At 59.1% G+C, this 25396-nt stretch carries 19 protein-coding genes; 14 read left to right on the top strand and 5 right to left on the bottom strand.

Annotated elements, in window-relative coordinates:
- Positions 1-51: 51 nt before the first annotated feature.
- Positions 52-2466, top strand: coding sequence for a DNA topoisomerase (ATP-hydrolyzing) subunit B (gene gyrB / locus AABB31_RS15285; RefSeq protein ID WP_342077322.1), 2415 nt, complete (start codon positions 52-54; stop codon positions 2464-2466).
- Between the two features lie 195 nt (positions 2467-2661).
- Here the strand turns inward: gyrB and AABB31_RS15290 are convergent, their stop codons facing one another.
- Positions 2662-3756: an AbrB family transcriptional regulator gene (locus AABB31_RS15290; protein ID WP_373634934.1), complete on the bottom strand. Its 1095-nt coding sequence runs from the start codon at positions 3754-3756 to the stop codon at positions 2662-2664.
- Entirely contained in the window at positions 3693-4466 is a 774-nt protein-coding gene (locus AABB31_RS15295; protein WP_342077320.1) for an aminoglycoside phosphotransferase family protein, read from the bottom strand. Before AABB31_RS15295 ends, AABB31_RS15290 begins: the two co-directional genes overlap by 64 nt.
- A gap of 73 nt (positions 4467-4539) precedes the next feature.
- Between AABB31_RS15295 and AABB31_RS15300 the strand changes: the two genes are divergently transcribed.
- The 5 genes from AABB31_RS15300 to AABB31_RS15320 are packed head-to-tail and all read left to right on the top strand — an operon-like array spanning position 4540 to position 10176.
- A complete protein-coding gene (locus tag AABB31_RS15300) occupies positions 4540-5280 on the top strand; it encodes a class I SAM-dependent methyltransferase (protein ID WP_342077319.1) in 741 nt (246 codons plus the stop codon).
- Between the two features lie 58 nt (positions 5281-5338).
- Positions 5339-6586 (top strand): sarcosine oxidase subunit beta family protein, encoded by a 1248-nt coding sequence (locus AABB31_RS15305; RefSeq protein WP_373634935.1) that lies wholly within the window; start codon positions 5339-5341, stop codon positions 6584-6586.
- Between the two features lie 11 nt (positions 6587-6597).
- Positions 6598-6864, top strand: coding sequence for a sarcosine oxidase subunit delta (locus tag AABB31_RS15310; protein ID WP_342077318.1), 267 nt, complete (start codon positions 6598-6600; stop codon positions 6862-6864).
- Positions 6861-9653 (top strand): 2Fe-2S iron-sulfur cluster-binding protein, encoded by a 2793-nt coding sequence (locus tag AABB31_RS15315; RefSeq protein WP_342077317.1) that lies wholly within the window; start codon positions 6861-6863, stop codon positions 9651-9653. Before AABB31_RS15310 ends, AABB31_RS15315 begins: the two co-directional genes overlap by 4 nt.
- Positions 9646-10176: a hypothetical protein gene (locus tag AABB31_RS15320; protein WP_342077316.1), complete on the top strand. Its 531-nt coding sequence runs from the start codon at positions 9646-9648 to the stop codon at positions 10174-10176. The genes AABB31_RS15315 and AABB31_RS15320 overlap by 8 nt, the downstream gene beginning before the upstream one ends.
- Before the next feature lie 2 nt (positions 10177-10178).
- Here the strand turns inward: AABB31_RS15320 and AABB31_RS15325 are convergent, their stop codons facing one another.
- Positions 10179-11084 (bottom strand): rhodanese-related sulfurtransferase, encoded by a 906-nt coding sequence (locus AABB31_RS15325; RefSeq protein ID WP_373634936.1) that lies wholly within the window; start codon positions 11082-11084, stop codon positions 10179-10181.
- Between the two features lie 24 nt (positions 11085-11108).
- Positions 11109-12356 (bottom strand): Hsp70 family protein, encoded by a 1248-nt coding sequence (locus AABB31_RS15330; protein WP_342077315.1) that lies wholly within the window; start codon positions 12354-12356, stop codon positions 11109-11111.
- 137 nt (positions 12357-12493) lie between these two features.
- Between AABB31_RS15330 and AABB31_RS15335 the strand changes: the two genes are divergently transcribed.
- From AABB31_RS15335 to dxs, 6 genes are all read left to right on the top strand, one after another.
- Complete coding sequence (locus AABB31_RS15335) at positions 12494-13027, top strand: AAA family ATPase (protein WP_342077314.1); 534 nt, start codon at positions 12494-12496, stop codon at positions 13025-13027.
- A complete protein-coding gene (pncA, locus tag AABB31_RS15340) occupies positions 13024-13623 on the top strand; it encodes a bifunctional nicotinamidase/pyrazinamidase (RefSeq protein ID WP_342077313.1) in 600 nt (199 codons plus the stop codon). Before AABB31_RS15335 ends, pncA begins: the two co-directional genes overlap by 4 nt.
- 240 nt (positions 13624-13863) lie before the next feature.
- Positions 13864-14784 carry a histone deacetylase family protein gene (locus tag AABB31_RS15345; protein ID WP_342077312.1) on the top strand — a complete coding sequence of 307 codons (921 nt, stop codon included), beginning with the start codon at positions 13864-13866 and terminating at the stop codon, positions 14782-14784.
- A complete protein-coding gene (locus tag AABB31_RS15350; RefSeq protein WP_342077311.1) occupies positions 14784-15017 on the top strand; it encodes an exodeoxyribonuclease VII small subunit in 234 nt (77 codons plus the stop codon). The genes AABB31_RS15345 and AABB31_RS15350 overlap by 1 nt, the downstream gene beginning before the upstream one ends.
- Positions 15010-15912, top strand: coding sequence for a polyprenyl synthetase family protein (locus AABB31_RS15355; RefSeq protein WP_373634938.1), 903 nt, complete (start codon positions 15010-15012; stop codon positions 15910-15912). The genes AABB31_RS15350 and AABB31_RS15355 overlap by 8 nt, the downstream gene beginning before the upstream one ends.
- A gap of 11 nt (positions 15913-15923) precedes the next feature.
- Complete coding sequence (gene dxs / locus AABB31_RS15360; protein ID WP_373634939.1) at positions 15924-17840, top strand: 1-deoxy-D-xylulose-5-phosphate synthase; 1917 nt, start codon at positions 15924-15926, stop codon at positions 17838-17840.
- 208 nt (positions 17841-18048) lie between these two features.
- On the opposite strand, the gene AABB31_RS15365 is transcribed toward dxs, so the two are convergent.
- Positions 18049-18555 (bottom strand): DUF3592 domain-containing protein, encoded by a 507-nt coding sequence (locus AABB31_RS15365; RefSeq protein WP_342075654.1) that lies wholly within the window; start codon positions 18553-18555, stop codon positions 18049-18051.
- A 260-nt stretch (positions 18556-18815) separates the two neighbouring features.
- Here AABB31_RS15365 and AABB31_RS15370 point away from each other — a divergent pair, with 260 nt between their 5' ends.
- Together AABB31_RS15370 and AABB31_RS15375 are read left to right on the top strand one after the other, a co-directional pair.
- Positions 18816-19436 carry a hypothetical protein gene (locus AABB31_RS15370; RefSeq protein ID WP_373634940.1) on the top strand — a complete coding sequence of 207 codons (621 nt, stop codon included), beginning with the start codon at positions 18816-18818 and terminating at the stop codon, positions 19434-19436.
- A 248-nt stretch (positions 19437-19684) separates the two neighbouring features.
- On the top strand, positions 19685-25372 hold the full coding sequence (locus AABB31_RS15375; RefSeq protein WP_342077309.1) for a hypothetical protein: 5688 nt from the start codon (positions 19685-19687) through the stop codon (positions 25370-25372).
- Positions 25373-25396 lie beyond the last annotated feature (24 nt).

Below are 25396 nucleotides of genomic sequence, written 5' to 3' on the forward strand. Positions count from 1 at the left end.
ATCCCGGCCAATACGCATATATTTTGGGTGTAATGCGACGGGACAGCACACATGGCAGACGACAATAAGAACGCCGAGGACTACGGCGCCGATTCTATTAAAGTTCTCAAGGGCTTGGAGGCCGTCAGAAAGCGCCCCGGTATGTATATCGGCGACACTGATGACGGCTCTGGTTTGCACCACATGGTGTATGAGGTCGTCGATAACGGCATTGACGAGGCTTTGGCCGGTCACGCCGACCATGTCTATGTCAAAATTAACGCAGACGGGTCAGTGACAGTTGGCGACAACGGACGCGGGATTCCGGTGGGCATCCACGAGGAAGAGGGCGTCTCGGCCGCCGAGGTGATCATGACCCAGTTGCATGCTGGCGGTAAGTTCGACAGCAACTCGTACAAGGTCTCGGGCGGTCTGCACGGCGTTGGTGTGTCCGTTGTGAACGCGCTATCGGATTTCCTCGAACTGCGTATCTGGCGTGACGGCAAGGAACACTACGCGCGGTTCGAAGGTGGCTTTACCACCGAACATCTGCGCATCGAAGGCGACGCCGACGGGCGCAAAGGCACCGAGGTTACATTCCTCGCCTCGACCGACACGTTCAGCAACCGTGACTATAGTTTCGACACGTTGGAAAAGCGTCTGCGCGAACTGGCGTTCCTGAATTCCGGCGTGAAGATCATCCTCGAAGACCTGCGGCCGGCAGAGCCGTTGAAAACGGAACTGTTCTATGAAGGCGGCGTCAAGGAATTCGTCAAATATCTCGACCGGTCCAAAACGCCGCTGATGGACGCCCCGATCTATGTCGCGGGCGAACGCGATGATATCGGCGTCGAAGTCGCCATGTGGTGGAACGACAGCTACAATGAAATGGTCCTGCCCTTTACCAACAACATCCCCCAGCGGGATGGCGGCACCCATATGGCCGGTTTCCGTGGCGCGCTGACCCGCGCAATCGCCAAATACGCGACCGAGACCGGGATCACCAAGAAAGAGAAAGTCTCGCTAACGGGTGACGACGCCCGCGAAGGGCTGACCTGTGTGCTGTCCGTCAAAGTCCCTGACCCAAAGTTTTCCAGCCAGACCAAGGATAAACTTGTCAGTTCCGAGGTGCGACCAGCCGTCGAAAACCTGATGGGTGAAAAGCTGAACGAATGGTTCGAGGAAAACCCGAACGAGGCCAAAGCGATCATCACCAAGATTGTCGAAGCTGCCGCCGCCCGCGAGGCCGCCCGCAAGGCCCGTGAAATCCGGCGCAAATCAGCGATGGACGTGAACTTCAACGCCTCCAAGCTCAAGGATTGTTCGGAAAAGGACCCGTCCAAGACCGAAGTCTTTCTGGTCGAGGGTGACAGTGCAGGTGGCTCTGCCCAAACCGGTCGCGACCGGCAGACACAGGCGATCCTGCCTCTGAAAGGGAAGATCCTGAATGTAGAGCGCGCCCGCTTTGACCGAATGCTGGGCAGCCAGGAGATCGGCAACCTTGTCATGGCCCTTGGCACCGGCATTGGGCGGGATGAGTTCAATATTGACAAGCTGCGGTACCACAAGGTCATCATCATGACCGATGCCGACGTAGATGGCGCGCATATTCGAACGCTCTTGCTGACCTTCTTCTTCCGCCAGATGCCCGAACTGATCGAAGGGGGCTATCTCTACATCGCGCAACCGCCGCTGTATAAAGTGGCCCGCGGTAAATCAGAGGTCTACCTCAAGGATCAGGCCGCCATGGATGAGTATCTGATCGAGCAGGGGATCGAAGGCGCGATGCTGCGCCAGGGCAATGGCGAGGAAATTGCCGGTGCCGATTTGCGCCGCGTGGTCGATGAGGCCCGCCAGCTAAAGCGTGTGCTGGATGGCTTTGCCACGCATTACCCCAAACATATCCTCGAACAGGCGGCCATTGCCGGTGCGTTTGTGCCGGGTGTGGTTGATAATGATCTGCAAGGCACCGCAGATCGCGTCGCCCAGCGCCTTGATCTGATTGCGCTGGAATGGGAACGCGGCTGGCAGGGTCGTATTACGCAGGACAAGGGTATGCGATTGGCGCGTATTCTGCGCGGTGTCGAAGAGGTTCGGACTTTGGATGGTCCCATGCTCCGCTCGGGCGAGGCCCGGCGCACAGGGACATTTACCCAAAGCCTGCAAGAGGTTTACAACCTGCCAGCAACGCTGGTGCGTCGTGATCGCAGCCAGATCATCCATGGCCCGCTTGACCTGCTTCGGGCCATTCTGGAAGAGGGCGAAAAGGGCCTTTCCCTGCAGCGCTACAAGGGGCTTGGCGAGATGAACCCCGACCAGCTGTGGGAAACGACCCTAGACCCGGACGCGCGCACCCTGTTGCAAGTCAAAGTCGATGACGTTGCGGATGCAGATGACCTGTTTACCAAGCTGATGGGTGATGTTGTTGAACCGCGCCGCGAGTTTATCCAGAACAACGCACTGAACGTGGAAAACCTGGACTTCTGAACACTTGTCCGCACCCCGGGGGCAGCGGCACCTGCATCACGGCCTCCGGTATCTTCGTCATGGGTGGCTACGAGGTGGATTGCCGCCGCCAATAGGGCAAGCGCCACGATTTCTGGTGGCATCTGCCACAGCATTACATGGGCAGTTTCGAATAGGATTTGCTGCCACAGTTCGAAACCGACATCGACCTAATCGCTATCGCTGCAACCATTTGAACACAAGCGGCGCAGTGCCGATGACCATAGTGATCCGCACGATATGCATGATCGACACGTAAGCCACGTTCTGCCCCATCGCCAAGGTCAATAGCGCCATTTCCGTCAGCCCGCCGGGAGAATAGGCCAGAAAAGCCTGCGACAACGGGATACCGCTAAAGACCGCGATCAACTCAGCAAAAAACAGAGTCACTGCAAGCATGGCCAGGGCCGACATCGCCGCCAGCATCAGATCATGCCGGATCTGGCGCAGGGTCGCCCCGATAAAGCGGGCGCCAATGATACTGCCAATGGTTATTTGTGCCGCGACAATGAAGATCGTCGGGGGTGCGACCGTCAGTATTCCCGTTGCATGGGTGATCGCACTCAGGATCATCGGCCCAAACACTGCTGCGGCAGGCAACCTTACGGCCTGGCCCAATAACACCCCCAATACCGCGCATAATCCCAACAAAACATAGTCGCACAACCCGATTTCACCCACGCCAATCCAGACCGACGCATCCGTACCGCCGGTTGATACGCCCAGAACAAACCCAAAGAACAGCGCCACAAAGGCGATGACCAGCAAGATGCGCGAGGCATGGGCCAAGGCGATCCGACGCTCATCACCGCCGGCCTCGGTTCCGACGATCAGCATCTCATTCAAACCACCGGGAACGGCCGAGAAATAGGCGGTGACCACGTCATATCCGCCGATACGCCGATAAACCGCATAAGAAACCGCAGAGGCGCAGATCAGGAATATCGGCAGCAATAGCAGCGTTGGCACCCATTGTGCGAGTTGCCGCAACACCTCGGCCGTGACTGTCGAACCCAGCATCACCCCGACCACAGGTATCACGAAAGGGCGCAGCTTGGCCGGGGCGGCGATGGGTACCGCCAACAGTGCCGCAACGGTATTGCCAATCATCGGGCCAAGCATCCACGGCAGGGGCAGGCCGACAAGATAGGCCATGCATCCGCTAAGAACGCCGATACCCAGGGCAAGCACTTGCGGCCACAGGGCGATCACGACAGACACGCCCGCACGTGCGATAGATGCGTATCGAATGCCGCTGCCTCGGCTTGCCAATGTGCAAAATGCCCACCTTCATCCAGTTTTCTGACGGCATTGTCACCAAGTGTGCCGGCACATGCCGCCGCGTTCCCCATGTGATGCAGAACCTCGGACAGATAGTGCAAAAGCTGTTCGTGATCCGCTGTTCCGTAGGCCACGCAAAGCCGCCGAAGCCGGGGGTATCCCTGTTTTGCCTGATGTTGCGTGTGGTGTTTCAGATCCGGTGCGGCGAATGACAGCGGCACCATCCAATAGGCCAGATAAGCAAGGTCACGCAGGCGCGGGCCGGGGCCCGCAAGATCAAAGTCAAAGATGCCAACCGGCAGACCGTCGGCGAAAACCATATTATAGGGTGCGAAATCATTGTGGCAGATCACCTCGCGCAGGTTTGGGTGCGCGCTGGCCCAGCCCGGTTGGTCAACGAAGCCCACGCTTGCATCATGGATCGACCGCAGCAATCCGGCGGCGGCATCCAATGCGGCATCATCCTGCCATAGCGTATCTGGCATCTGCGTGTTGCCGGGCAGATAGGTCAAAACCTCGCGCCCCTGCGGGTCGATCCCTAAAAACCGGGGCACGTCATCAATCTGCTGCTCCTCCAGATGGGTCAGAAAACGATGCACAACTGCTGCAGACGGGCCGGGCGAACGACGTACCGTATCGCCGACCCGCACGACACTGGCATTTGTGTTGCCGCCTGAAAGGGGGATTTCTGCGTCGGTCATGTGATGTCTATGCGGGGAACGCCGCAAAGCCGCAAGGCTTGCCCGATTATTGACGCCCTGCTACGCCCGGAACATGGAAGGTTACGATGCCACAACATTCGGGGCCCTGAACGCGGCGGACTATGACGCGCTGCACGATCCCGGCACAACGGATGCATGTGTTGCGCTGATCGCGGACCTCGCACCCGGCAAACGATTGCTGGAGCTTGCAATAGGCACTGGGCGTGTCGCCCTACCGCTTGCCCAACAAGGTTTCGCGGTCACCGGGATTGAAGCCTCGTACGAAATGATCGCGAAACTTCGCGAAAAGCCCGGAAGCGATGCGATTGCGGTGACATGTGGCGATATCGCGGATGTGCCTGTCACTGGCCCCTTTGACCATGCGTTTTTGGTGTTCAATACGCTGTTCAACCTGCAAACGCAGGCAGCCCAGATCAGTTGTTTCGCCAATACTGCAGCACAGCTGACGCCCGCCGGTACATTTCTGATCGAGGCTTTCGTTCCAAGATTTGACGGGTTTCGAAATCACCAGAAGCTTGAAACCAAACGTCTTGATATGGGCAATGTCTGGCTCGAGGCCGTCACCCATGATCCGGTTGAACAAGTGTTGTCGTTCCAGCGTATCCGGATCAGTGATGACGGGATCAGACTGGTGCCGCTGCCGATGCTTTATGCATATCCGCCCGAAATTGATCTGATGGCCCGACTGGCCGGGTTGCAACTGGTGGATCGGTGGGGTGGATGGGACAAATCCCCCTTCACCGCCGAAAGCAGCTTTCATATCTCGGTTTATCGCAAACCAGCCGATGCTTGATCGGCCATTGGGCCTGCACTAGCGTGATTTTCAGCATACCCTGACCCTGGATCATCAAATGTCCTACTCTGGCATGACCATCCTGCGCGAAGCACTGCGCGGCCATCGCGGCTGGTCCAGGGCATGGCGCAGTCCAACCCCGAAAGACGCGTATGATGTCATCATCATTGGCGGCGGCGGACATGGTTTGGCGACCGCCTATTATCTGGCCAAAAACCACGGGCTGTCCCGGGTGGCTGTCCTTGAAAAGGGGTGGCTTGGTGGTGGGAATACCGGCCGGAATACAACAGCCATTCGCTCAAATTATTTCTACCCCGAAAGCACGGCCCTATATGATCTTTCGGTCCGTCTGTATGAGGGTCTGTCGCGCGCGTTGAACTACAACGTCATGTTTTCACAGCGCGGCATGATGGTCCTGGCCCATTCAGAGCCTGAGATGGAAATGGCGGCCCGACAGGTCAATGCGATGCAGCTGGGTGGTGTTGACGCCGAACTTCTGACGCCAAGGCAGGTCCGCAAGATTGCGCCGCTATTCAATTTCTCGGACAAGGCTCGCTTTCCGATCCACGGGGCCACCTGGCAGGGGCGGGGCGGAACAGGCCGCCATGATGCGGTTGCCTGGGGATATGCCAGAGCTGCCGATCACCACGGTGTCGACATCATTCAGAACTGTGCGGTCACCGGTTTTCTAATCGAAGGCGGGGTCTGCAAAGGTGTTGAAACAACGCAAGGGCTGATCAGGGCTGACCGGGTCGGGGCCGCGGTTGCGGGCCATTCCTCGGTTCTGGCGCAGATGGCCGGGTACACATTGCCAATCCATTCCTACGCCCTGCAGGCTTTCGTGTCGGAACCGCTGAAACCTGTCATGGATACTGTTGCATTATCCCCCGCGCTGGGCGTCTACTTTTCGCAATCTGACAAGGGCGGGTTAGTGATTGGTGGCGGCCTGGACCGGGTGCCATCCTACGGTCAGCGCGGGAATACACCCATGCATGAGGAGGTGCTTGGCGGGTTGATCGAAATGGCGCCCATGCTGGCCAATGTGAAACTGCTGCGCCATTGGGGGGGCATCGTCGATGTAACGCCCGACAGCTCGCCCATTATCGGCCCTTCCGGTGTTCCGGGCATCTACCTCAATTGCGGCTGGGGCACTGGCGGGTTCAAGGCGATACCCGCCGGCGGCTATCTCTTCGCCCATCTTCTGGCCACCGGCGACCATCATGACATCAGCAGGCCGTTTGATCTGGCCCGGTTTCAGACCGGCCAGCTGATTGACGAAGGTGCCGCATCCGGCATCGCACATTAGGAGCAACCCCAGTGCAAGTTTTTCCCTGTCCCTTTTGTGGTCTACGTGACGAGCGTGAATTCCGCTACATTGCCGAGGCGGGGAAAACCCGTCCGGATACGGCCAGGGACGTATCAGCGCAGGACTGGGCGGCCTATCTCTTTGCGCAGGCGAACCCGATGGGGCCAGGCCGTGAAATATGGGTCCATATCCCGTGTCAGGAATATTTCACGATGCGCCGTGACACTGCCAGCATGGATGTGCTGGATACCGCCCCCTTGCGAAAGTCCGACGCGTGACAGCCCGGCGGCTGGGCACAGGCGGTTTGATCGACCGCAGCACGCCTTTGGGCTTCCGCTTTGATGGGCAACCATTGCGCGGCTATGCCGGTGACACACTGGCATCTGCGCTATTGGGGGCAGGGGTCGGGATTGTCGGGCGCAGCTTCAAATATCATCGGCCCCGGGGCGTTTGGGGGGCATGGACCGATGACCCGAATGCGATTTTTGATGTCCGCATGGGGCGCGTCACCAAGCCAAATGTCCATGGTGCGACCACACCGCTTGAAGACGGTATGATCCTGAAATCGGTCAACGCCTTTCCATCCGCCCGCTTTGATCTGAAAGGCGCGCTTGACCTGCTACACCCGGTTTTGCCGGCAGGCTTTTATTACAAGACCTTCATGTGGCCGAACTGGCATCTGTTCGAGCCGGCGATCCGCAAAATGGCAGGGCTTGGGCAGGTTTTGCCCAGCGCCGGGCAGGATCAGTCCAGTCTTCAGATCCATGATCAATGCGATCTGTTGGTTGTGGGTGCAGGCCCCGCCGGGCTTGCCGCGGCGCGTACCGCAGCAGAGGCGGGGCAGAACGTTGTGCTGGTCGATGATCACCGGGAACCTGGCGGCAGTCTGCACGATGATCCGGTCGCCATTGACGGGCAGCCCGCAACGGCGTGGATCACAGCACAAGCGGACGCGATCAAAGCCGCTGGCGGTCGTATCATGACGCGGACCAGCGCATTTGGCGTCTATGATCATGGGCTGATCAGCCTACATCAGGCCGCCGAGTTCGCGGGGCAGCCCACAATGATCAAGATGCGGGTCAGGCGGATGATCCTGGCGTCGGGGTCGATTGACCGGCCTGTTGTCTTTGAAAACAATGACCGACCCGGTGTGATGTCAATCGGGGCCGCCGCCTCCTATCTTAATCGCTACGGTGTTTTGGTTGGCGAACGGATCACATGCATCGGGGCGCCGCACCAAACCGGGCGCCATGCGGCCCGGTTCACCAAAGCCGGGGCAGAGGTGCGCCAGATTGACCCGGCCACAACGGATATCGGCGCAATCGGACGCCGGCATCTTCGCGCTGTTTCAGCCGGTACATCCCGGCACACGGCGGATGCCGCGGTTTGCACCGCCGGACAAACGCCACTGATCCACCTGTGGTCGCAGGCCGGTGGACATTTGGGGTGGGACCCCGGCCGGGCGTGTTTCCTGCCCACCGAAGGTCCAAAGATGATACAGGTCATCGGCGCGGCGCGTGGGCAAGACAAGCTGGCCGCCTGCATCGAAGACGGGGTGCGCGCGGCCCGATCCCAACCGCTTGCCCCGCTTGCAGATGTCGCGGCCGTAACCGCCGGCAAGCCGCGGTCGGGTCGCCAATGGATCGACTTTCAGAATGACGTGACCACCAAGGATGTGACGCTGGCGGCTCGGGAAAACTATGCCTCTGTCGAGCATCTGAAAAGATACACAACATTGGGGATGGCTACCGACCAGGGAAAAACATCCAATATCAATGGGTTGACGGCCCTGGCCGCAGCGCTTGACCGTCCTGTTGATCAGGTGGGAACAACACGGTTTCGACCACCTTACGCGCCGGTCCCATTGCAACTCTACCGTGGTGCAAAACATGATCAGCAGCACGCGCCGCTTAAGCGGTCCCCGCTGGAACCAGCGTGTCGGGCGGCTGGGGCGGCCATGGCGGAATATGGCGGATGGTTAAGACCCGCCTGGTACGGCCCGGATATGGACAGTGCCGTCAAAGCCGAATGTTTGCGGGCCCGCCAGTTTGCCGCAATCATGGATGCATCAACCCTTGGCAAGATCGAGGTCATGGGCCCCGACGCTGCGGACTTCCTGAACTTTGTCTACTACAATACGTTGAAGACACTGCGCATTGGTCAGTTGCGATACGGGTTTCTGCTGACAGAGCGAGGGGCGATCTATGATGATGGTGTAGTTGGGCGGCTGGGCGAAAATCATTTTCTGGTATCCAGTTCGTCCAGTCACGCAGATGGTGTGACGTCCCTGTTAGAGGCATGGCGGCAGGACGGCAATGATCCCGATCAGATCTTTGTACATGACGTGACCCAGCAATGGGGGACTGTCACTGTTGCCGGGCCCAAGGCCCGGGATGTTCTGGCAGGCCTTGATCTTGGGATCTCGTTGGACAGGGCCGATTTTCCGCACATGACATTGCAGATCGCCGAATTTGACGGCCAACCGGCGCGGATTGCGCGGGTCAGTTTCACTGGCGATCTCAGCTTTGAAATCTCGGTTCCGCGTCAGCTCGCCCCAGCCTTGTGGGACAGGCTGATCCATGCAGGCGAACCGTACGGGGCGGGGCCTGTGGGGTTAGAGGCATCCTCGGTCCTGCGGGCGGAAAAGGGCTATATCATTATCGGCAAGGACACCGATGGCGACACGATCCCGCCTGACCTGGGTTTTGTGGCCCCAAGGGACCGAAAGACCCGGCCCTATGTCGGGGATCGGGGGCTGATGATGGACGCGGCCCTGTCATCGGACAGGCAGCACCTTGTCGGGCTGGATGTGATCGGATCAGATCAGCGACTTCCCGTCGGGGCGCATATTGTGGAACCGACCGGCACAGGTCAGCGGTCAATTGGTTTTGTCACGTCCAGCTATGACAGTCCGACCTTGGGCCATCCCATCGCGCTTGCGCTGCTACGCGGCGGCTTTGGACGGATTGGGGATGACTTGACCCTGTATCATCTGGGGCGCGAACGGCAGGCCAAGGTAATCAACCCTTGTGTCTTTGATCCGGAAGGAACCCGGCTGCATGCGTAACGACACAGACAGATGGGCGGCAACGACAGTGGGGCAGAAGGCACCGGCCAGCTTTGCCGGGGTGACCATGTCTCATGTGACCGGACTGGAACAGACCCTGATAAGTGGGCCCCGCGCCGCTGCATTGTCGCATGTGCAACTGACGTCTGCCATTGGCTGGCCGGATTGCGCAACCGGGGAACGTTATGCGGTCTCCCTGCGGCGAGACCGGGTTTTGGCCATTGGGTTTGCATGCGGCAGATTTGGCTGGAACGATGAGGCAGGGCTGGCAATATCCCAAATGTCGCAGGGGTATGGCGTGGTTGATCTGACGGGACCAGATGCCTTGCCCATCCTGCAAACCGGGACAGAACTATCGCCAAAGACGCCGTCAGCCTCGGCCGTCAGGCTTTGGCACGGCTATGATCTGATCGTGTACGCCTTGGGCCACAATGACGGGTTTCGGCTGCACATTCCTGCCGCTTTACTCGAGGCTGCTTGGGATATGTTGTCCCGGCAGGCAAAGCTGATCGGTGGGTCCTGACCCTAGGCGCCACCGATATGGTGCGTGCCGCGTTTTTTCGCCAGCGCGATCTGTTTTTGTCTTTCGCGAAAGCGGTCTTTGTCCGCATCGGTGGTTTCATTAACGCATTGATGGCAGGCAACACCCGCCTCGTAGGACGGATGGTCACAATCTTCGGGCCGCAGCGGGCGGCGACAGGCGTGACACAGAATATGCGGGCCTTCCTGCAACCCATGGCCGACGCTGACGCGGGCATCAAAGACAAAGCACTCGCCATCCCATTTGCTTTGGTCTTGCGGGACCTCTTCGAGATATTTCAGGATGCCGCCCTTGAGGTGATACACATCCTCCACACCTTGACCCATCAGATAGTTCGTGGATTTCTCGCACCGGATGCCGCCGGTGCAGAACATCGCGATCTTCTTATTGTGGAACCGGTGCTTGTTTTCCTCCCACCATGCGGGGAACTCACCAAAGCTTTTGGTTTGCGGATCAACCGCGCCGTCAAAGGTGCCGATCGCGACCTCATAATCATTGCGGGTATCAATCACGGCCACATCAGGGGCGGAAATCAACGCATTCCAGTCGGCGGGATCAACATATTGGCCAACCCGGGCCACAGGGTCCACATCCGGCTGCCCCATGGTGACGATTTCGCGTTTCAACCGGACTTTCATCCGGTGAAATGGCGGGGTTGTTGCCGTGCTTTCCTTCCATTCCAGATCTGCGCAACCCGGCAAGGCCCGGATATGGCCAAGAACGGCGTCAATGCCCCCCCGGCTTCCGGCGATTGTTCCGTTGATCCCTTCGCCCGCCAATAACAATGTGCCGCTGATGCCGTGACGCTTGCACAGCTCTTGCAACGGCGGTTGCAGGGCAGCCGGGTCGGCAAAACGGGTAAAATGATAGAGTGCGGCAACAATATACATGGGCGGTCAAATACGCCTGCGGCGTCAATTGGGCAAGCAGTGTGATGCGGCGATGGCAAGCCCATCGGCCACGGCGGTAAAGGCCTCGGCGCGTTCAAGGGTGGCATCGGGGAACATGGACACCATCGTATTCTCAACCACATGCAGCAGGCTTGAGCCGCCAACAAACACGATTTTGGCGATCCGATCTGCAGGAACATCCGCAAGGCGTAGCGTTTCGGCCGCGCAATCCCTGATTTGGCCCGCATGTACCGCCAAAAGCTGCTCCATACCTGCCTGGGTAAACCGCGCCCAAAGCCCCTGCTCAATCACGCGCAGGTCGATACCCGCATCCGCGATACCCGGCTTGTTGATCTGGATTTTCCCCGCCTCGACCGCAAAGGCGATATCGTGGCCCAATTCCATCTCCAGCACCGTATGCAGCCGTTTGAACAGGGCTTGATCCATGCCCAGCTTTGCGAAATCCGCCGCCATGCGCAGGTTTTCGGCCGTATAGACAAACGGGATTTTTTGCCAGGTCGCGAGATCATTGAAGATAGCATTGGGTGCGAGATGGGTGCCCGACCCGATGGCATTGCGTATTTCGCCGCCGCGCCCCAGCAGCGGCATGACTTCGGCGATACTGATCGCCCTGTCAAAATCGGTGCCGCCGACGCGCACGCCGTGGCTTGCGATAATCCGGGTGGCATCACCATCGCGCTCAAAGACCGAAAAATCAGACGTACCGCCGCCAATATCGACAATCAGGCCCAGCGCATTCTTATCCAGCTGCCCGCTTGCAAGCGCGGCGGCCTCTGGCTCGTACATGAACGAAACGTCATCGAACCCCGCCACCATATATGCCTCGCGCAGGTCCAGTTCAGCCTGCGTATTCCGGGCCGTATCACTGGAATGAAAGCGGACAGGGCGGCCCGACAAGGCGGTTTGATAGGTTTCGCCAGTTGCGGCCTCGGCCCGGTCGCGGATCATGGACAAAAAGCGGGCGACGACCTCGATCAGGGTCAGACGTTCATAGGCGATCTGGCGCTTTTCGCGCATCAGCGGCGTGCCAAGCACGGATTTCAGTGCCCGCATGAACCGCCCCTCGCGCCCGTCGATCAATGCAGCATTGGCAACGGATCCATAGGTCGTGATCTTGCGATCGTAGTCAAAGAATACCGATGTCGGCAGGGTGGTTCGGCCCGGCTCCACCTCGATCAGGTGAGGGCGACCCCCGACCATCACCCCCGCCGCCGTGTTGGAGGTACCAAAATCAATGCCCAATGTCGCCATTTTCGCCTCCGAATGATCCATGATGGAAAGGCGCGCGGGCTACGCGATTGCAGATCAGGCGTCAAGTACCATGGGGGGTGCGACCGCCGGAGATGATTGGCTTTCATCGGCCGCCAAGCCGGACTAAGTCTGCGCCCATGCAACGCGTTATGATCTGCGGCGGGCCGGGATCCGGCAAAAGCACACTTGCCCGTCTCATTGGCGAGCGGTTGGGCCTGCCCATTCACCACATGGATCATATTCACTGGACGCCCGGCTGGGTTGAACGGGACAAAGCCGCGAAAACCCCGCTTGTCTTGGACATCATCGCAAGGGAAAGCTGGGTTTTCGAGGGCGGCCATTCGCAAACCTATGATGCGCGGGCCGCGCGGGCGGATGTCTTTATCTGGCTTGATCTGCCGGTTTCGCTGCGGTTCTGGCGGGTTTTTTGGCGCACCCTTCGCGATCTGGGAAAGGTGCGGCCCGATATGGCAGACGGGTGCCCGGAAACCTTTGGTCATCAGACACTGGAATTCTGGTGGTGGATCTGGACCACCCGGCACAGCAAACGCACGCGCATGCAGCGGCTGATTGACGATTTTCCCCATTTGCAGGTCCATCACCTGCAAACCCGCTCGCAGGTCGCGACCTTCATCGCTAAACTGCCACCAAAACCGGAGACCATACCATGACCCACGCCCTGCTTGTGATCGACGTCCAGAACGATTTCTGCCCTGGTGGGGCGCTGGCCGTTGCCGGGGGCGATGAGATCGTCAGCGGTATCAACGCGGCCATGAATGATTTTGACGCGGTGATCCTGACGCAAGACTGGCATCCGGCGGGGCATTCCTCGTTCGCGTCCAGCCACAACGCGGAACCGATGAGCGTTACGGAAATGCCCTATGGCCCGCAGGTCCTGTGGCCCGATCACTGCATTCAGGGGTCGACAGGGGCACAATTCCACCCGGATCTGACAACTGACCGGGCAGATCTGATCATCCGCAAGGGATACAACCCGGCAATCGACAGCTATTCGGCCTTTTTCGAAAACGACAAGACAACACCCACTGGACTGGACGGCTACCTGCGCACGCGGGACATCGACACATTGACGCTGGTCGGGCTGGCCACGGATTTCTGCGTGAACTACTCGGCGGTCGACGCCGCCAAGTTGGGGTTCAAGGTCAACGTAAACACCGGGCTCTGCCGGGCCATCGACTTTGACGGGTCGCTGGCCGCGGCCAAAGCCGGCATGCAAGAGGTAGGGGTTGCGTTGACAGCCAATTGATTTTGGTAAGTGTGGGCGATACCTGACCTCCGCCCCAACAGGCGATAGCTGGTCCAATAGAACGACGAACCCCCAGTCGTCATGTTCTTTTCATCCTGCACGGAGGAAGAGGTTTGATGCTGCCGTCGGACGGGTAACATACCGCGGACAGCACGGGTCACTTACATGCGACCCATAGTTGCCCTAAGATTTCCGAACAAGGCAGTTGTACTCGCGCAGCAAAGCGGGTTCTTTGAGCCCATGACAACAGCTTTGATTTCACATGACGATTGCTTGGATCACGTCACCCCGCCCGGGCACCCTGAACAGGTGGCCCGTCTGGATGCTGTCTTGGGCGCGCTGGCAGATATGGATCTGCTGCGGGTCAAGGCGCCGCTCGCGGCAGAGGATGATCTGCTGCGCGCCCATCCCAAGACCCATATTGATGCGGTGCGCGCCGCTGCCCCGACCGAGGGCTGGCGATCTTTGGATGCCGATACACATATGTCGGCGGGGACGCTGACGGCAGCCTATCGTGCTGCGGGTGGGGTTGTGCGTGCCGTGGATATGGTGATCGGCGGTGAGGCGGCAAATGCCTTTGCCGCTGTGCGTCCGCCGGGCCATCATGCCGAACGCGAAACCGCGATGGGATTTTGCTTTTTCGGCAACGTGGTGATCGGCGCGAAACACGCGCTGGACCATCACGGGCTGGATCGCGTGGCCATCGTGGATTTTGACGTCCATCACGGCAACGGCACGCAGGATCTGATCGAGGATGATCCGCGTATCCTGTTCTGCTCGACCCATCAGTCACCGCTCTATCCTGGCACCGGTGCCGCGCATGAGGTTGGGGTGGATAATGTGCTGAACGTACCACTTCCGGGCGGCACGGGGTCAAAAGGGTTTCGCGAGGCGATGGACCGGGTGGTTTTGCCGCGTGTCGATGCGTTTTCTCCGCAACTTCTGATCATATCAGCAGGGTTTGATGCACATGCAGCTGATCCACTGGCGGGCATGGAACTGACGACAGAAGATTTTGGCTGGGTCACCGAACGCCTGTGCGATCTGGCAGACAAACATTGCGCGGGTCGGCTGGTATCAAGCCTTGAAGGTGGCTATGACCTAGAAGCGCTGGGCGCATCTGCCGCCGCCCATGTGAAGGTATTGAAGGAGCGGGGCTGATGAGCAACGTAGACGAGATGAGCTTTGAAGACGCGATCAAGGAGCTGGAAACGGTTGTTGGTCAGTTGGAACGCGGCGATGTCGCACTGGATGAAAGCATTGCCCTTTATGAACGCGGTGCCGCCCTGAAGGCCCGGTGTGAGGCCAAGCTGAAAGAGGCCGAGGAGAAGGTGGCCAAGATCACGTTGGGCGATGGTGGCGAACCCAAGGGCACGGCCCCGCTGGATGACTGACCGGCTGCCGCGCATCGCCGCGCTTGACCGGCGGCCATTGAAAGACGCCTTGTCGCTGGCGGCAAAGGTGGCCGAGGCCCGTATCGGCTTTGCCGTTACGGGGCTGTCGGGACCAGTGCCGGATGCGATGAAATATGCGGTGACGGGGGGCAAGTCGCTGCGCGCCTTTCTGGCACTGGAAACAGCGCGTCTGCATGACATCAACCCGGCCGCAGCGGCCGGTGCCGCAGCAGCAATTGAATGCCTGCACGCCTATTCGCTGGTCCATGATGATCTGCCTTGCATGGATGACGATGATCTGCGGCGCGGCCAACCCACCATCCACCGCAAATGGGATGAGGCCACGGCGGTCTTGGCCGGTGATGCGCTGCAGGCGCTTGCCTTCGAGCTTGTGCTGCAGGCCGAATGCGCCCCACGCGCGCGCCTGAACCTTGCGTTGACTTTGGCGCATGCCGCGGGCGTTCGCGGGATGGTCGGAGGTCAGGCTGCCGATATCGCCGCTGAATCAGCCGCCCAACCGCTGAATCTGGATGAGATCATCGCGTTGCAGGCCGGCAAGACCGGCGCGCTGATGTCCTGGTCTGCCCTTGTCGGACCGCGCATGGCCGAGGCAGAGCGTGAGCCGCTGTCCATCTATGGCCGTTGCCTTGGTCTGGCCTTTCAGATCGCCGATGATGTCCTTGATGTCACAGGCGATGCCGCAACAGTCGGCAAGGCGGTGGGGAAAGACGCAGCCGCCGGCAAGGCCACATTTGTATCGCTATTGGGCCTTGATGGGGCAAAAAGCCGCGCGACTGGCCTGATACAAGAGGCCTGCGATGCGCTATCCCCTTACGGTGAAAACGCCGAGACGTTAAAGGAGGCCGCGTGCTTTGTGATTGCGCGGACGCATTAGGAAGGGTCGATATGTCAGACCAACCCCACACCCCCGTTTTGGACCGCGTGACCACGCCGGATGACATGAAATCCATGTCCGACGCGGAATTGCGACAGCTTGCAGATGAATTGCGGGCCGAAACGATCTCTGCCGTGTCGGTGACGGGCGGCCATCTTGGTGCTGGTCTGGGTGTTGTTGAACTGACCGTCGCGCTGCATGCGGTTTTTGATGCGCCCAAGGACAAGATCATCTGGGACGTCTCGCATCAGTGTTACCCGCATAAGATCCTGACCGGCCGGCGCGAACGCATCCGCACCTTGCGGATGGAAGGCGGGCTTAGCGGGTTCACCAAACGGTCGGAAAGCCCCTATGATCCATTTGGTGCCGCCCATTCCAGCACGTCGATCTCTGCCGGTCTGGGATTTGCGGTCGCCCGCGATCTGGGCGGCGAAGGCGGCGATGCGATTGCCGTGATTGGTGACGGCGCCCTGTCGGCCGGGATGGCCTACGAGGCGATGAACAATGCGGGCCATCTGAAAAAGCGGCTGATTGTAATCCTGAATGACAATGAGATGTCGATTGCCCCCCCGACCGGCGCGATGTCATCCTATTTGTCACGCCTCTACGCCGAAGAACCATTTCAGGAGTTCAAAGCCGCAGCCAAGGGCGCGGTGTCCTTGCTGCCCGAACCGTTCCGCGAAGGGGCCAAGCGGGCCAAGGACATGCTGAAACATATGACTGTCGGCGGCACCTTGTTCGAGGAGTTGGGCTTCTCTTATCTAGGTCCAATTGATGGCCATGACATGGACCAATTGCTGTCGGTCCTGCGCACCGTCAAGGCGCGCGCTGATGGGCCAATCCTGATCCATGCGATCACCAAAAAAGGCAAAGGTTTTGCCCCGGCCGAAGCGGCCAGCGACAAGGGGCATGCCACGGCAAAGTTTGACGTTGTCACTGGCGAGCAAAAGAAATCACCCAGCAATGCGCCCTCTTATACGTCGGTTTTTGCAAACAGCCTGTTGGACCAGGCTGCAAAGGACCCCAAGATCTGCGCGGTCACTGCGGCAATGCCCGACGGCACAGGCCTGTCGAAATTCATGGAACGCTATGCCAGCCGCTGCTTTGATGTGGGCATCGCCGAACAACATGCAGTGACGTTTGCCGCCGGGCTGGCCGCGGGCGGTATGCGGCCGTTCTGTGCGCTGTATTCAACCTTTCTGCAACGGGGCTATGATCAGGTCGTGCATGATGTGGCGATCCAGCGACTTCCGGTGCGGTTTGCAATTGATCGGGCCGGTCTTGTTGGTGCGGATGGCGCGACCCATGCGGGGTCATTCGACATCGGGTATTTGGCCAACCTGCCCGGCTTCGTCGTGATGGCCGCCGCCGATGAGGCAGAGCTGGTGCGCATGGTGGCGACAGCCGCTGCACATGATGACGGGCCCATCGCGTTTCGTTTTCCGCGCGGTGAAGGCGTCGGTGTTGAGATCCCCGAGGATGCAGTACCCTTGGAAATCGGCAAGGGGCGGATGATCCGCGAGGGTTCCAAGGTTGCGATTGTGTCTTTTGGCACCCGCCTGCAGGAAGTCATGCGTGCGACAGAGGCGCTCGAGGCAAAAGGGATCAGCCCGACCGTGGCTGATGCCCGGTTTGCCAAGCCGCTGGATCGGGACCTTATTCTTGGTCTGGCTGGCACACATGATGCGTTGATCTGCGTCGAGGAGGGCGCCGTTGGCGGCTTTGGCTCGCATGTGGCGCAATTGCTTGCGGATGAAGGTGTCTTTGACCGCGGCCTCAAGTTCCGGTCAATGGTCCTGCCGGATACGTTTATTGATCAGGCGGATCCGAAAAGGATGTACACGGTCGCCGGGCTGAACGCCGAACATATTGAGGCCAAGGTGCTTGAGGTACTTGATGTTGGACAGATCGGGGCAAAAAGAGCCTGATTTGTCGAGAGTCGCGGACCTTTAACCCGATGCCTCGGATTTGCTGATCCCTGGCAATGGGCCGCGTCACGCAGTATTGGCCCTAACTTCAAACATCGCTGACCCAGATCAGACCTTCACCTTGATTTAGGCCAACGGAAGCAAGGCGGACGGAGCTGACGTTGACTTCGCATCTGCGAAGGTCTGCATCCGCAGAAAACACCGGTAGTTAAGCCTCGGGATTACCCCTTAACAATCGTCCCATTACAAAACTGATCAAGCTTCCTATCAAGATCAGGCGAGGTAAAAACCAAGGACCCTCCTGAGTTTCAACACGAACGTCCCTTGGATTATCGGGATCGTACTTAATATCCAGCTCGGTTCCGACCGGCAAATTGTAAGAGATCGCCTTGACGCGAGGGCTCGTAACGTGGACAGTCCCATCTTCGTGTGTCCATCTAAGCGTCAGTTGATAAACCGCATCACCGTCTGACGTTTCGCCCTCCTGCACCTCCAAAACTTCGGAAGTCGCAGTGAGTGCGTCTAACTCGAAATGTGCTCTTTGAGCGATCCAAGCCAACCCAATCACGCAACCGGTTATTCCCGCAAACATCAGGTTGGCACCCCAGCCTCTTCTCGAAGAGAAGCCCAACCTTTGACCATCTTCAGTCCGATGCAACATGCCTTCCAAGAACGTGACACGTACCAAATTCCAAAACCTAGCCAAGATACTCATGGTGTCTCCAATTCCCGAGACCTGACATTAGCTGCGCTGCCGAATTTTGGAAAGTCGGGCTCATTTGACACTTTCGCCGCGTTTCGCGCGAACGTCAGCTCTCCTATTTTTCGAATTTGGGTCAGTGTTGTGTCGTCAACGTCAAACATATCTGACGTTCAACAGATTTCGTTGCGATAGCCCTTTCCATCCGGCGCGTCGTGTTGCAATCATAACGTGTCTCGACCGTCCAGAACTCTGATGCGCCAAGGAGCAACCTGATGCAGCAATTCGCCCCCGTGACAGTATGCCTGATCGGATTGGCCGCTTGTGGATCGGGATCTGGTGGTCCGGACCGGCCAGCGACAATCACCTTGCCCGAAGTTCAGGCGATCAGGGCTGAAATTCCGGATATACATGCGCTTCCGACGACGGTGGTGGGCGACCTTCCCATTGGCGCTGTCACCTATGAAGGTCAGTTCGTGGCCCGGCTGACTGACGCCGAAATTCGCGGCAACATTGCGGGTGACCTGAATGTCACTGTCGATTTTGTCGGTGATGCGGCGAATGGTGCGCTGCAAAATATGAATATTACAAGTGAAAGTGACGAACCGATTGAACGGGTTGATGGTGAAATTCTTGTCTCTGGCACGGAAACAGATGGCTCTATCCTGATGACCGGCCAAGGCGAATTGAGCTTTACAGGTTCCGACGGCGTCGTGGGTACGTCGCTGGTGCCGGACGTCACGGTGACGGGGATCGTCAAGACAGATGCAGCGCCTGGCGACACCATCGCATTTTTCATAAGCTCGCAAGAGGCCGTCGGCGATTTGGAGTTTGAATTTTCCGGCGGTCAGCCATCCGACGGACGTGGCGGCTTTGCGGATCGCGTTTCACCCTAAGATCGCTTGAACCCCTTGTATTCCCTTGCCGTAACAGCGGCCGGTTCGGCTTGGGCTGAACCATCGCAGACCGGGCCGACATTCTGTGTGCCTTTTGGGTGACCTGCAGCCTGACATGAGCGGTAAAGGGTTGAATGCTTGCGGCGTAGTTGCAACAAATGGTTGCGAGATCATTCTTATTGCCAAGGTTATTTCATATGTCATTTTTGCGTAGTGGTTATGTGCGGCGGGCCCCAAGATCGGGTTTGATGAACACGACTGCAATCTTGTGCGTCTTATCCAGTGTGTTTGTTGCGATCACACCAGATCTGGCCAATGCTGATACGCTGCAATGGGATCTGGAATTCGGACCCGGCAATAATGGCCCGCAACCGGACCCCGGCACCGGCACATTCAGCGGCGTTTGGGAAAATGAAGGGGCTTCGCCGGAGAATGAAAACTGGTTCGACCCGGACGACAACCGGAACGAAGAATTCGAAAACGACAGTGATGATGAGGTCTTCTTTGGAGATGCGGCAGCACCGCTGGGCGGAACGCCCGCGACAGTCACTGTTGTCGGCACTGTCGCGCCCGCCGCGATCACCTTTGGTGAGCCGGGCTATACCATTGAGGGCGGCACCCTTTACGTTGGTGGTGATGCCGGATTTGGAAGTGTCGATACACTCGCGATAGAGGTGGCCTCGGGGAGTGCTGTCGTCAACTCCGATCTGGTGATCGAGGATGACGTGACGGTGAATGTCGCCGGTGGTGCGGGTGTGTTGACCTTGGGTGGATCCACGACCGGTGCGGATACAACCGTGGCCCTGATCACCGTTGGCGGTGGCGGGCTGGTTGTCAGCGGTACGATCAACGACAATGTTACCAATGATGGCGGGACTGTGACGGTTGATGGCACGGTCGCAGCTGTGACAGCGTCTGATGGTGATACGATCAATAACGGCCAGATCAACGGGGCAACGGTCGTGGATGGCGCAGGCGCCACCTTTGAAAACAACAGTGCCCTGAACGCAACGCTCGAGGTCAGCGCCGGATCCTTTGACAATGAAACCGGCGGTACGGTTGACGGCCTGTCCACCATATCCGGTACAGGTATTGTGAACGCCAATGGGGGCGATTTTGCCGGCGGCATCCTGCTGAATGGCGGCACGCTGGAGGTCAACGAAGATACCGCTGACGCGGGTCAGGTGACGAATAATGGCGGCACGGTGAATGTCGATCCGACCCGCACCTTGACCACAACCCTTTTCGAACATCAGGGCGGCAATACGAACGTATCCGGCACGATTGCTGGCCCTGTTGAGGTTGAGGGCGGTGATGCGGCCAACAGCTTTAACAACAATGGTGTTGTTGCGGGTGCCGTGACCGTGACGGATGGCGTGTTCAATAACGGCTCTGCCGACGGCACCACGCCGGGCGATGTGCAGGGCACGGTTGATGTGGCGGGTGCCGCCGCTGTGTTCAACCACAATGCCGGTAGCAATATCACCGACACGCTGACGATTGGTGCGGGCGATGCTGGCGGTACGGTTGAGGCAAATGGCGGCACATTTGGCGGTGATATCATCGTTGAATCAGGCGCATTCAACGTCAATGCAGATCTTGACACTGTCGCCACCGGTAGCGCGCTTGATAACCGGGGTGGCGATGTGGTGGTCGGCGAAGGCGTCACCCTGACTACTGATCTGACCCAGTCGGGCGGACGCACAATCATTTCCGGCACAACACCCGCCAACCGGGGAACAATCATTGATGCGGATGGCTTTGATGTCACCGCGGGCGAGGTTCTCAACTCTGGCCAGATGACAGGTGCGGTGAATGTCAGCGGTGCCGGCAGCGTCACCAACGAAGCCAACGGGCTGATTGATGATCTGGTGACGGTCGAGGATGACGGCACCCTGAATGCGGCCGGTGGTACATTCACCACCGGCATTGATGCCCAGGGCGGCAATATCAATATCACGGCCGACAGTACCTTCACCACGTTTGATCTTGATAACCAGGGGGCGACTGTCGATATCGCTTCGGGCGTTGAACTGACCGATGATGTGACAAACACAAGTGGTGATATGTCATCATCCGGCCTGATCACCGGTACGCTGGATATTGATGGCGGCAGCTTCACCCAGAACGCGGATAGTGGCCCGACCGATGGCGTCAGTGGTGATGTGACCGTTGCGGGCGGCATCATGAATGCCGAAGGCGGCACCTTTGCCAGCGGTATTGATGTGGCTCCGGGGGGCACGTTGAATGTCGGTGACGGCGTTGCAGGCGATGCGGATGTCACAGCTGATGTCGTCAATACGGGCGGCGCCGTGAATATCCTGACCGACGGGCAGTTGACCGGCGGTATAGAGAACAGCGCGGGCGACACGGATATTGCGGATGGGGGTGTGCTGTCGGGCGGTGTCGTGCTGACTGGCCCCGATGCAAGCAGTAGCCTGACCGTCGCGGGCGTGATCGCGGACGGACCAGCCGGAGGTACAGACGTTGTTGATCAACAGGGCGGGACGCTGACCCTTGATGGCGAAAATGCCGACATTCAGATCGCGGTTGACCAGACCGGCGGGGCCATTGTGGCCAATGAGGGGGCATTCTCGGGCGGTGTCACAGGGACGTCCGGCAGCATTGATATCAACGGTGATGTCAGCGGTGATGTCAGCGTCGAAGGCTCTGCATTCGCGATCAACACAGGCGGGAACCTGACGGGCAATGTGACCATGACAACGGGTGCGACCATTGCCGGCACAAACGATGGCACCTTGACCGGCACCCTGTTTGCCGATGTGGGTACCTTTGAAAACAACGGGGCCATTCCCGGCCCCACCGGCGGTGGCAACGCGATTGAAATCAACGGCGGCGTTGTGAACAACAACACCGGCGGCACTGTCGACGGTGCGACAGTTCTGCGCGACGGGACGCTGAATGCCAATGGCGGTGACTTTGCAGGCGGCATTACGGTGCAGCAGGTCGGCCCCGCTGTCAGTGCGCTGAACGTTAATGATGACCTGGCCGGTGACATCACCAATGGTGGCCTCGCCCCTGCGGTCCCCGGTGGGACCGTGACCATTAACGCCGGGAATGCCGTCGATGGCACCGTCACAAACAATGCGGGTTCCACAATTGTCAGTGGGCGCGTTGACGACGTTCTGAATGTGGCAGGTGGAACAGTAACCACCAACGCAGGCAGCGCGGTTGGCCAAGGCACGAATGTCTCGGATGGGACGCTCACTGCCAATGGGGGCAGTTTTGAAGGCGGGATCAATGCAACTGGCGGCCAGGTCGACGTGGATGGCGATATCGCAATCGGCGCGGGCGCGGCGCTGGTTGCCGATGATGGCCTTGTTGACATTGATGCGGGCGTAACCGTCACCGGGGATGTGCAGGCCAACAATTCCGGCGGCACTGCCGACAGCGTGGTCACCAATGCAGGTATAATCACCGGCGCCGTCACCGTCGGCACCCTGACAGAGGGTGGCGCGGGCGCGTCGTTCGTCAACACCGGCACTGTCGATAGTGCGCTGACCGTCAACAACGGAACGGCCGAGAACAACACCGGCGGTATGCTGGATGGTGGGGTGAGTGTCACTGATGGTGGGGTATTCACGCTCAATGACGGCGCGATTGGCGCTGCCTCCACGGTCGAGACGGGCGGCACCTTTGATGTTCTTGGCGGGTCATTTGTACCGGGCATCGACAATGATGGCGGCACAATCAATGTTGATGCCAGCGCAACCGGCGCGATCCGCAACAGTGTTGGTGACACAGTGATTGCGGCACCCGCGACGCTGACCGGCGCGGTCACCAATGGTGACGACGGCACACTGGATCTGGACGGAACGATTTCCGGCACGCTGGACAATGACGGGGGCATTGTGAATGCCGCAGGCACCGTGACTAGTGCTGCCACAAACGCCAACACAGCCGGTGGTGCAGGCCCCGAAGACGGCAAGATTGTTGTTGCCACCGGCGACATCGCCGATTTCACCGGCGGCCTGACCAATAGCGATGGCGGCGAGCTGCAGATTTCTGGCCGTTTGAACGGGCCGGTGACCAACGCCGATGACGGGATCGTCACGGTCACAGGGGGCACGCTGGGTGGCGCGCTGCAAAATGCGGGCGAGGCCACATTCGCGGGCGCCTCAACGGCCGCCGACGTGCTGGACAATACCGGAACGCTCAACATCGGCTCGGCCGGTTTGGGGGTTGGCGCATTGAACGTGACGGGGACGTTGACGAACCAGGCCACCGGCACGCTGAATGTGGGGGCTGGCAGCACGCTGACATCTGCAAACCCGATCACCAATAACGGGCTGATTGACCTGTCGGGCAGTATCCTGTCGCGTTTGGACAATAACAGCCAGATTGATGTGAATGGCGGATCATTTGGGGGCCCGGTCAACAATAGCAGTGCAGGCACGATCACGCTGAACGGAACTGCCGGACCCGATATGCTTAATTTTGGCGGCGATCTGTCAAATACCGGGCTAATTGATCTATCAACCGGGACGCCGGATGTGGGTGACATGCTGGTGGTCAATGGTGCGCTAAGCGGCAACGGCAGATACGCCATGGATGTGAACCTGTCTGACACAGATTCCGGCACAGACACCATTCAGGTCGTCGGTGGTGCGGCAACGGGCAACTGGGTGATTGACTTCAATGTCCTGGAATCGGGCGGTGAGCCGGGCGACCAGATCCGCGTTGTTGATGTGGACAGCGGCTTTAATGCGGCAAACACCTATGACCTGACCTTTACCGGCCTGCCCGATTTCGGCGAGCCGATTGTCTACGTACCCTCGCAGATCACCGAGGCTGGCAACCCGGATCAGGGCGACTTTTTCATCCAGAACGCACTGAACCCCGGGATCGGGGCGCTTGCGGGCTCTATCGTGTTGACCCAGTCGCTGATCGGATCGGTCATCAACCGGCCCTCCAGCCCCTTTGTCAGCGGGCTGGCCTATGACGACCCGCAACCATGCGGCCCCGGCCTCTGGGCGCGCGGAATTGGCGGGCAGGCGGATTCCAGCGGCGAAGTGGCCGAGCAGAATGAAAACGGGTTCAGCTTTGATGGCGAAATTTCCGCCGATTATTACGGCCTGCAGGGCGGTGGCGACCTTGCCTGCTTTAACGGCTATTTCGACGGGTGGGATATCTCTGCCGGGGCGATCGGCGGGTTCAACGAAGGCAGCACCGAACAGCCGGTCTTTGCGCTGGTTGGTGACGGGGCAGGTGGGCTTGTTGTTGGCGATCAGCTGACAAGTGTCACACGGGTGCAGTTTGATCAGACTTATGGCGGTGTGTACCTGACCGGGGCGCGCAACCAGTTCTCGGTCGATCTGCAATACCGGCTGGAACAGACCAACTTTGTTGCCAATAACGAAGGCGCGGGCGGGTTTTCCGGACTGGGGCTGGAGGAAAGCGCATTCAGCAGTGAGGCGTCCACATTCAGCGGATCCATCAGCTATGCGGTACCATTTGGCGAAAACAACCTTAGCTTCATCCCCACGGGCGGGTTTGCCTATACCCAGGTCGCGACCGACCGGATTTCATTCTCTGACGGCAGCTCTGTTCAGGTCGAAGATTTCACCTCCGAGACGCTGTTTATCGGCGGCACGATCTCGCGGACCAGTTTTGGCGAGGATGGCACATCGGCGCTGAACCAGTTCGGCACGGTGACATTCTATAACGACTTTGCGGAGGCGCCGACCTCGGTCTATTCGCCTGATGCGGCATCGGGCGAGGCCCCGCGCAGCGTTGTCGGTGAAAATCTCGGCGGTTACGGCGAAATCAGTGCGGGTCTGAACTACTTGCAAATCCTGCAACCGGGCGCCCCGCTTGGCGCCAAGCAGATCAGCGCAAGCATTCGCGGCGACCTGCGTGGTTCGGACCAGTTGCAAAGCTGGGGTCTGACCACACAGTTCCGGGTCCAGTTCTGAACAGGTCTGGTCTTCCAGCCTTGA

The sequence above is a fragment of the Yoonia sp. SS1-5 genome (genome assembly GCF_038443705.2).
Classification (GTDB): Bacteria; Pseudomonadota; Alphaproteobacteria; order Rhodobacterales; family Rhodobacteraceae; genus Yoonia; species Yoonia rhodophyticola.

Excerpts from the sequence above, each read along its gene's own strand:
- AABB31_RS15295 (WP_342077320.1), bottom strand. The coding sequence starts at position 4,466 with ATGACCGACGCAGAAATCCCCCTTTCAGGCGGCAACACAAATGCCAGT.
- AABB31_RS15325 (WP_373634936.1), bottom strand. The coding sequence starts at position 11,084 with ATGTATATTGTTGCCGCACTCTATCATTTTACCCGTTTTGCCGACCCG.
- AABB31_RS15365 (WP_342075654.1), bottom strand. The coding sequence starts at position 18,555 with ATGAGTATCTTGGCTAGGTTTTGGAATTTGGTACGTGTCACGTTCTTG.
- AABB31_RS15355 (WP_373634938.1), top strand. The coding sequence starts at position 15,010 with ATGACTGACCGGCTGCCGCGCATCGCCGCGCTTGACCGGCGGCCATTG.
- AABB31_RS15320 (WP_342077316.1), top strand. The coding sequence starts at position 9,646 with ATGCGTAACGACACAGACAGATGGGCGGCAACGACAGTGGGGCAGAAG.
- AABB31_RS15335 (WP_342077314.1), top strand. The coding sequence starts at position 12,494 with ATGCAACGCGTTATGATCTGCGGCGGGCCGGGATCCGGCAAAAGCACA.
- AABB31_RS15350 (WP_342077311.1), top strand. The coding sequence starts at position 14,784 with ATGAGCAACGTAGACGAGATGAGCTTTGAAGACGCGATCAAGGAGCTG.
- AABB31_RS15330 (WP_342077315.1), bottom strand. The coding sequence starts at position 12,356 with ATGGCGACATTGGGCATTGATTTTGGTACCTCCAACACGGCGGCGGGG.
- AABB31_RS15345 (WP_342077312.1), top strand. The coding sequence starts at position 13,864 with ATGACAACAGCTTTGATTTCACATGACGATTGCTTGGATCACGTCACC.
- gyrB (WP_342077322.1), top strand. The coding sequence starts at position 52 with ATGGCAGACGACAATAAGAACGCCGAGGACTACGGCGCCGATTCTATT.
- AABB31_RS15300 (WP_342077319.1), top strand. The coding sequence starts at position 4,540 with ATGGAAGGTTACGATGCCACAACATTCGGGGCCCTGAACGCGGCGGAC.
- AABB31_RS15375 (WP_342077309.1), top strand. The coding sequence starts at position 19,685 with ATGAACACGACTGCAATCTTGTGCGTCTTATCCAGTGTGTTTGTTGCG.
- AABB31_RS15370 (WP_373634940.1), top strand. The coding sequence starts at position 18,816 with ATGCAGCAATTCGCCCCCGTGACAGTATGCCTGATCGGATTGGCCGCT.
- dxs (WP_373634939.1), top strand. The coding sequence starts at position 15,924 with ATGTCAGACCAACCCCACACCCCCGTTTTGGACCGCGTGACCACGCCG.
- AABB31_RS15305 (WP_373634935.1), top strand. The coding sequence starts at position 5,339 with ATGTCCTACTCTGGCATGACCATCCTGCGCGAAGCACTGCGCGGCCAT.
- pncA (WP_342077313.1), top strand. The coding sequence starts at position 13,024 with ATGACCCACGCCCTGCTTGTGATCGACGTCCAGAACGATTTCTGCCCT.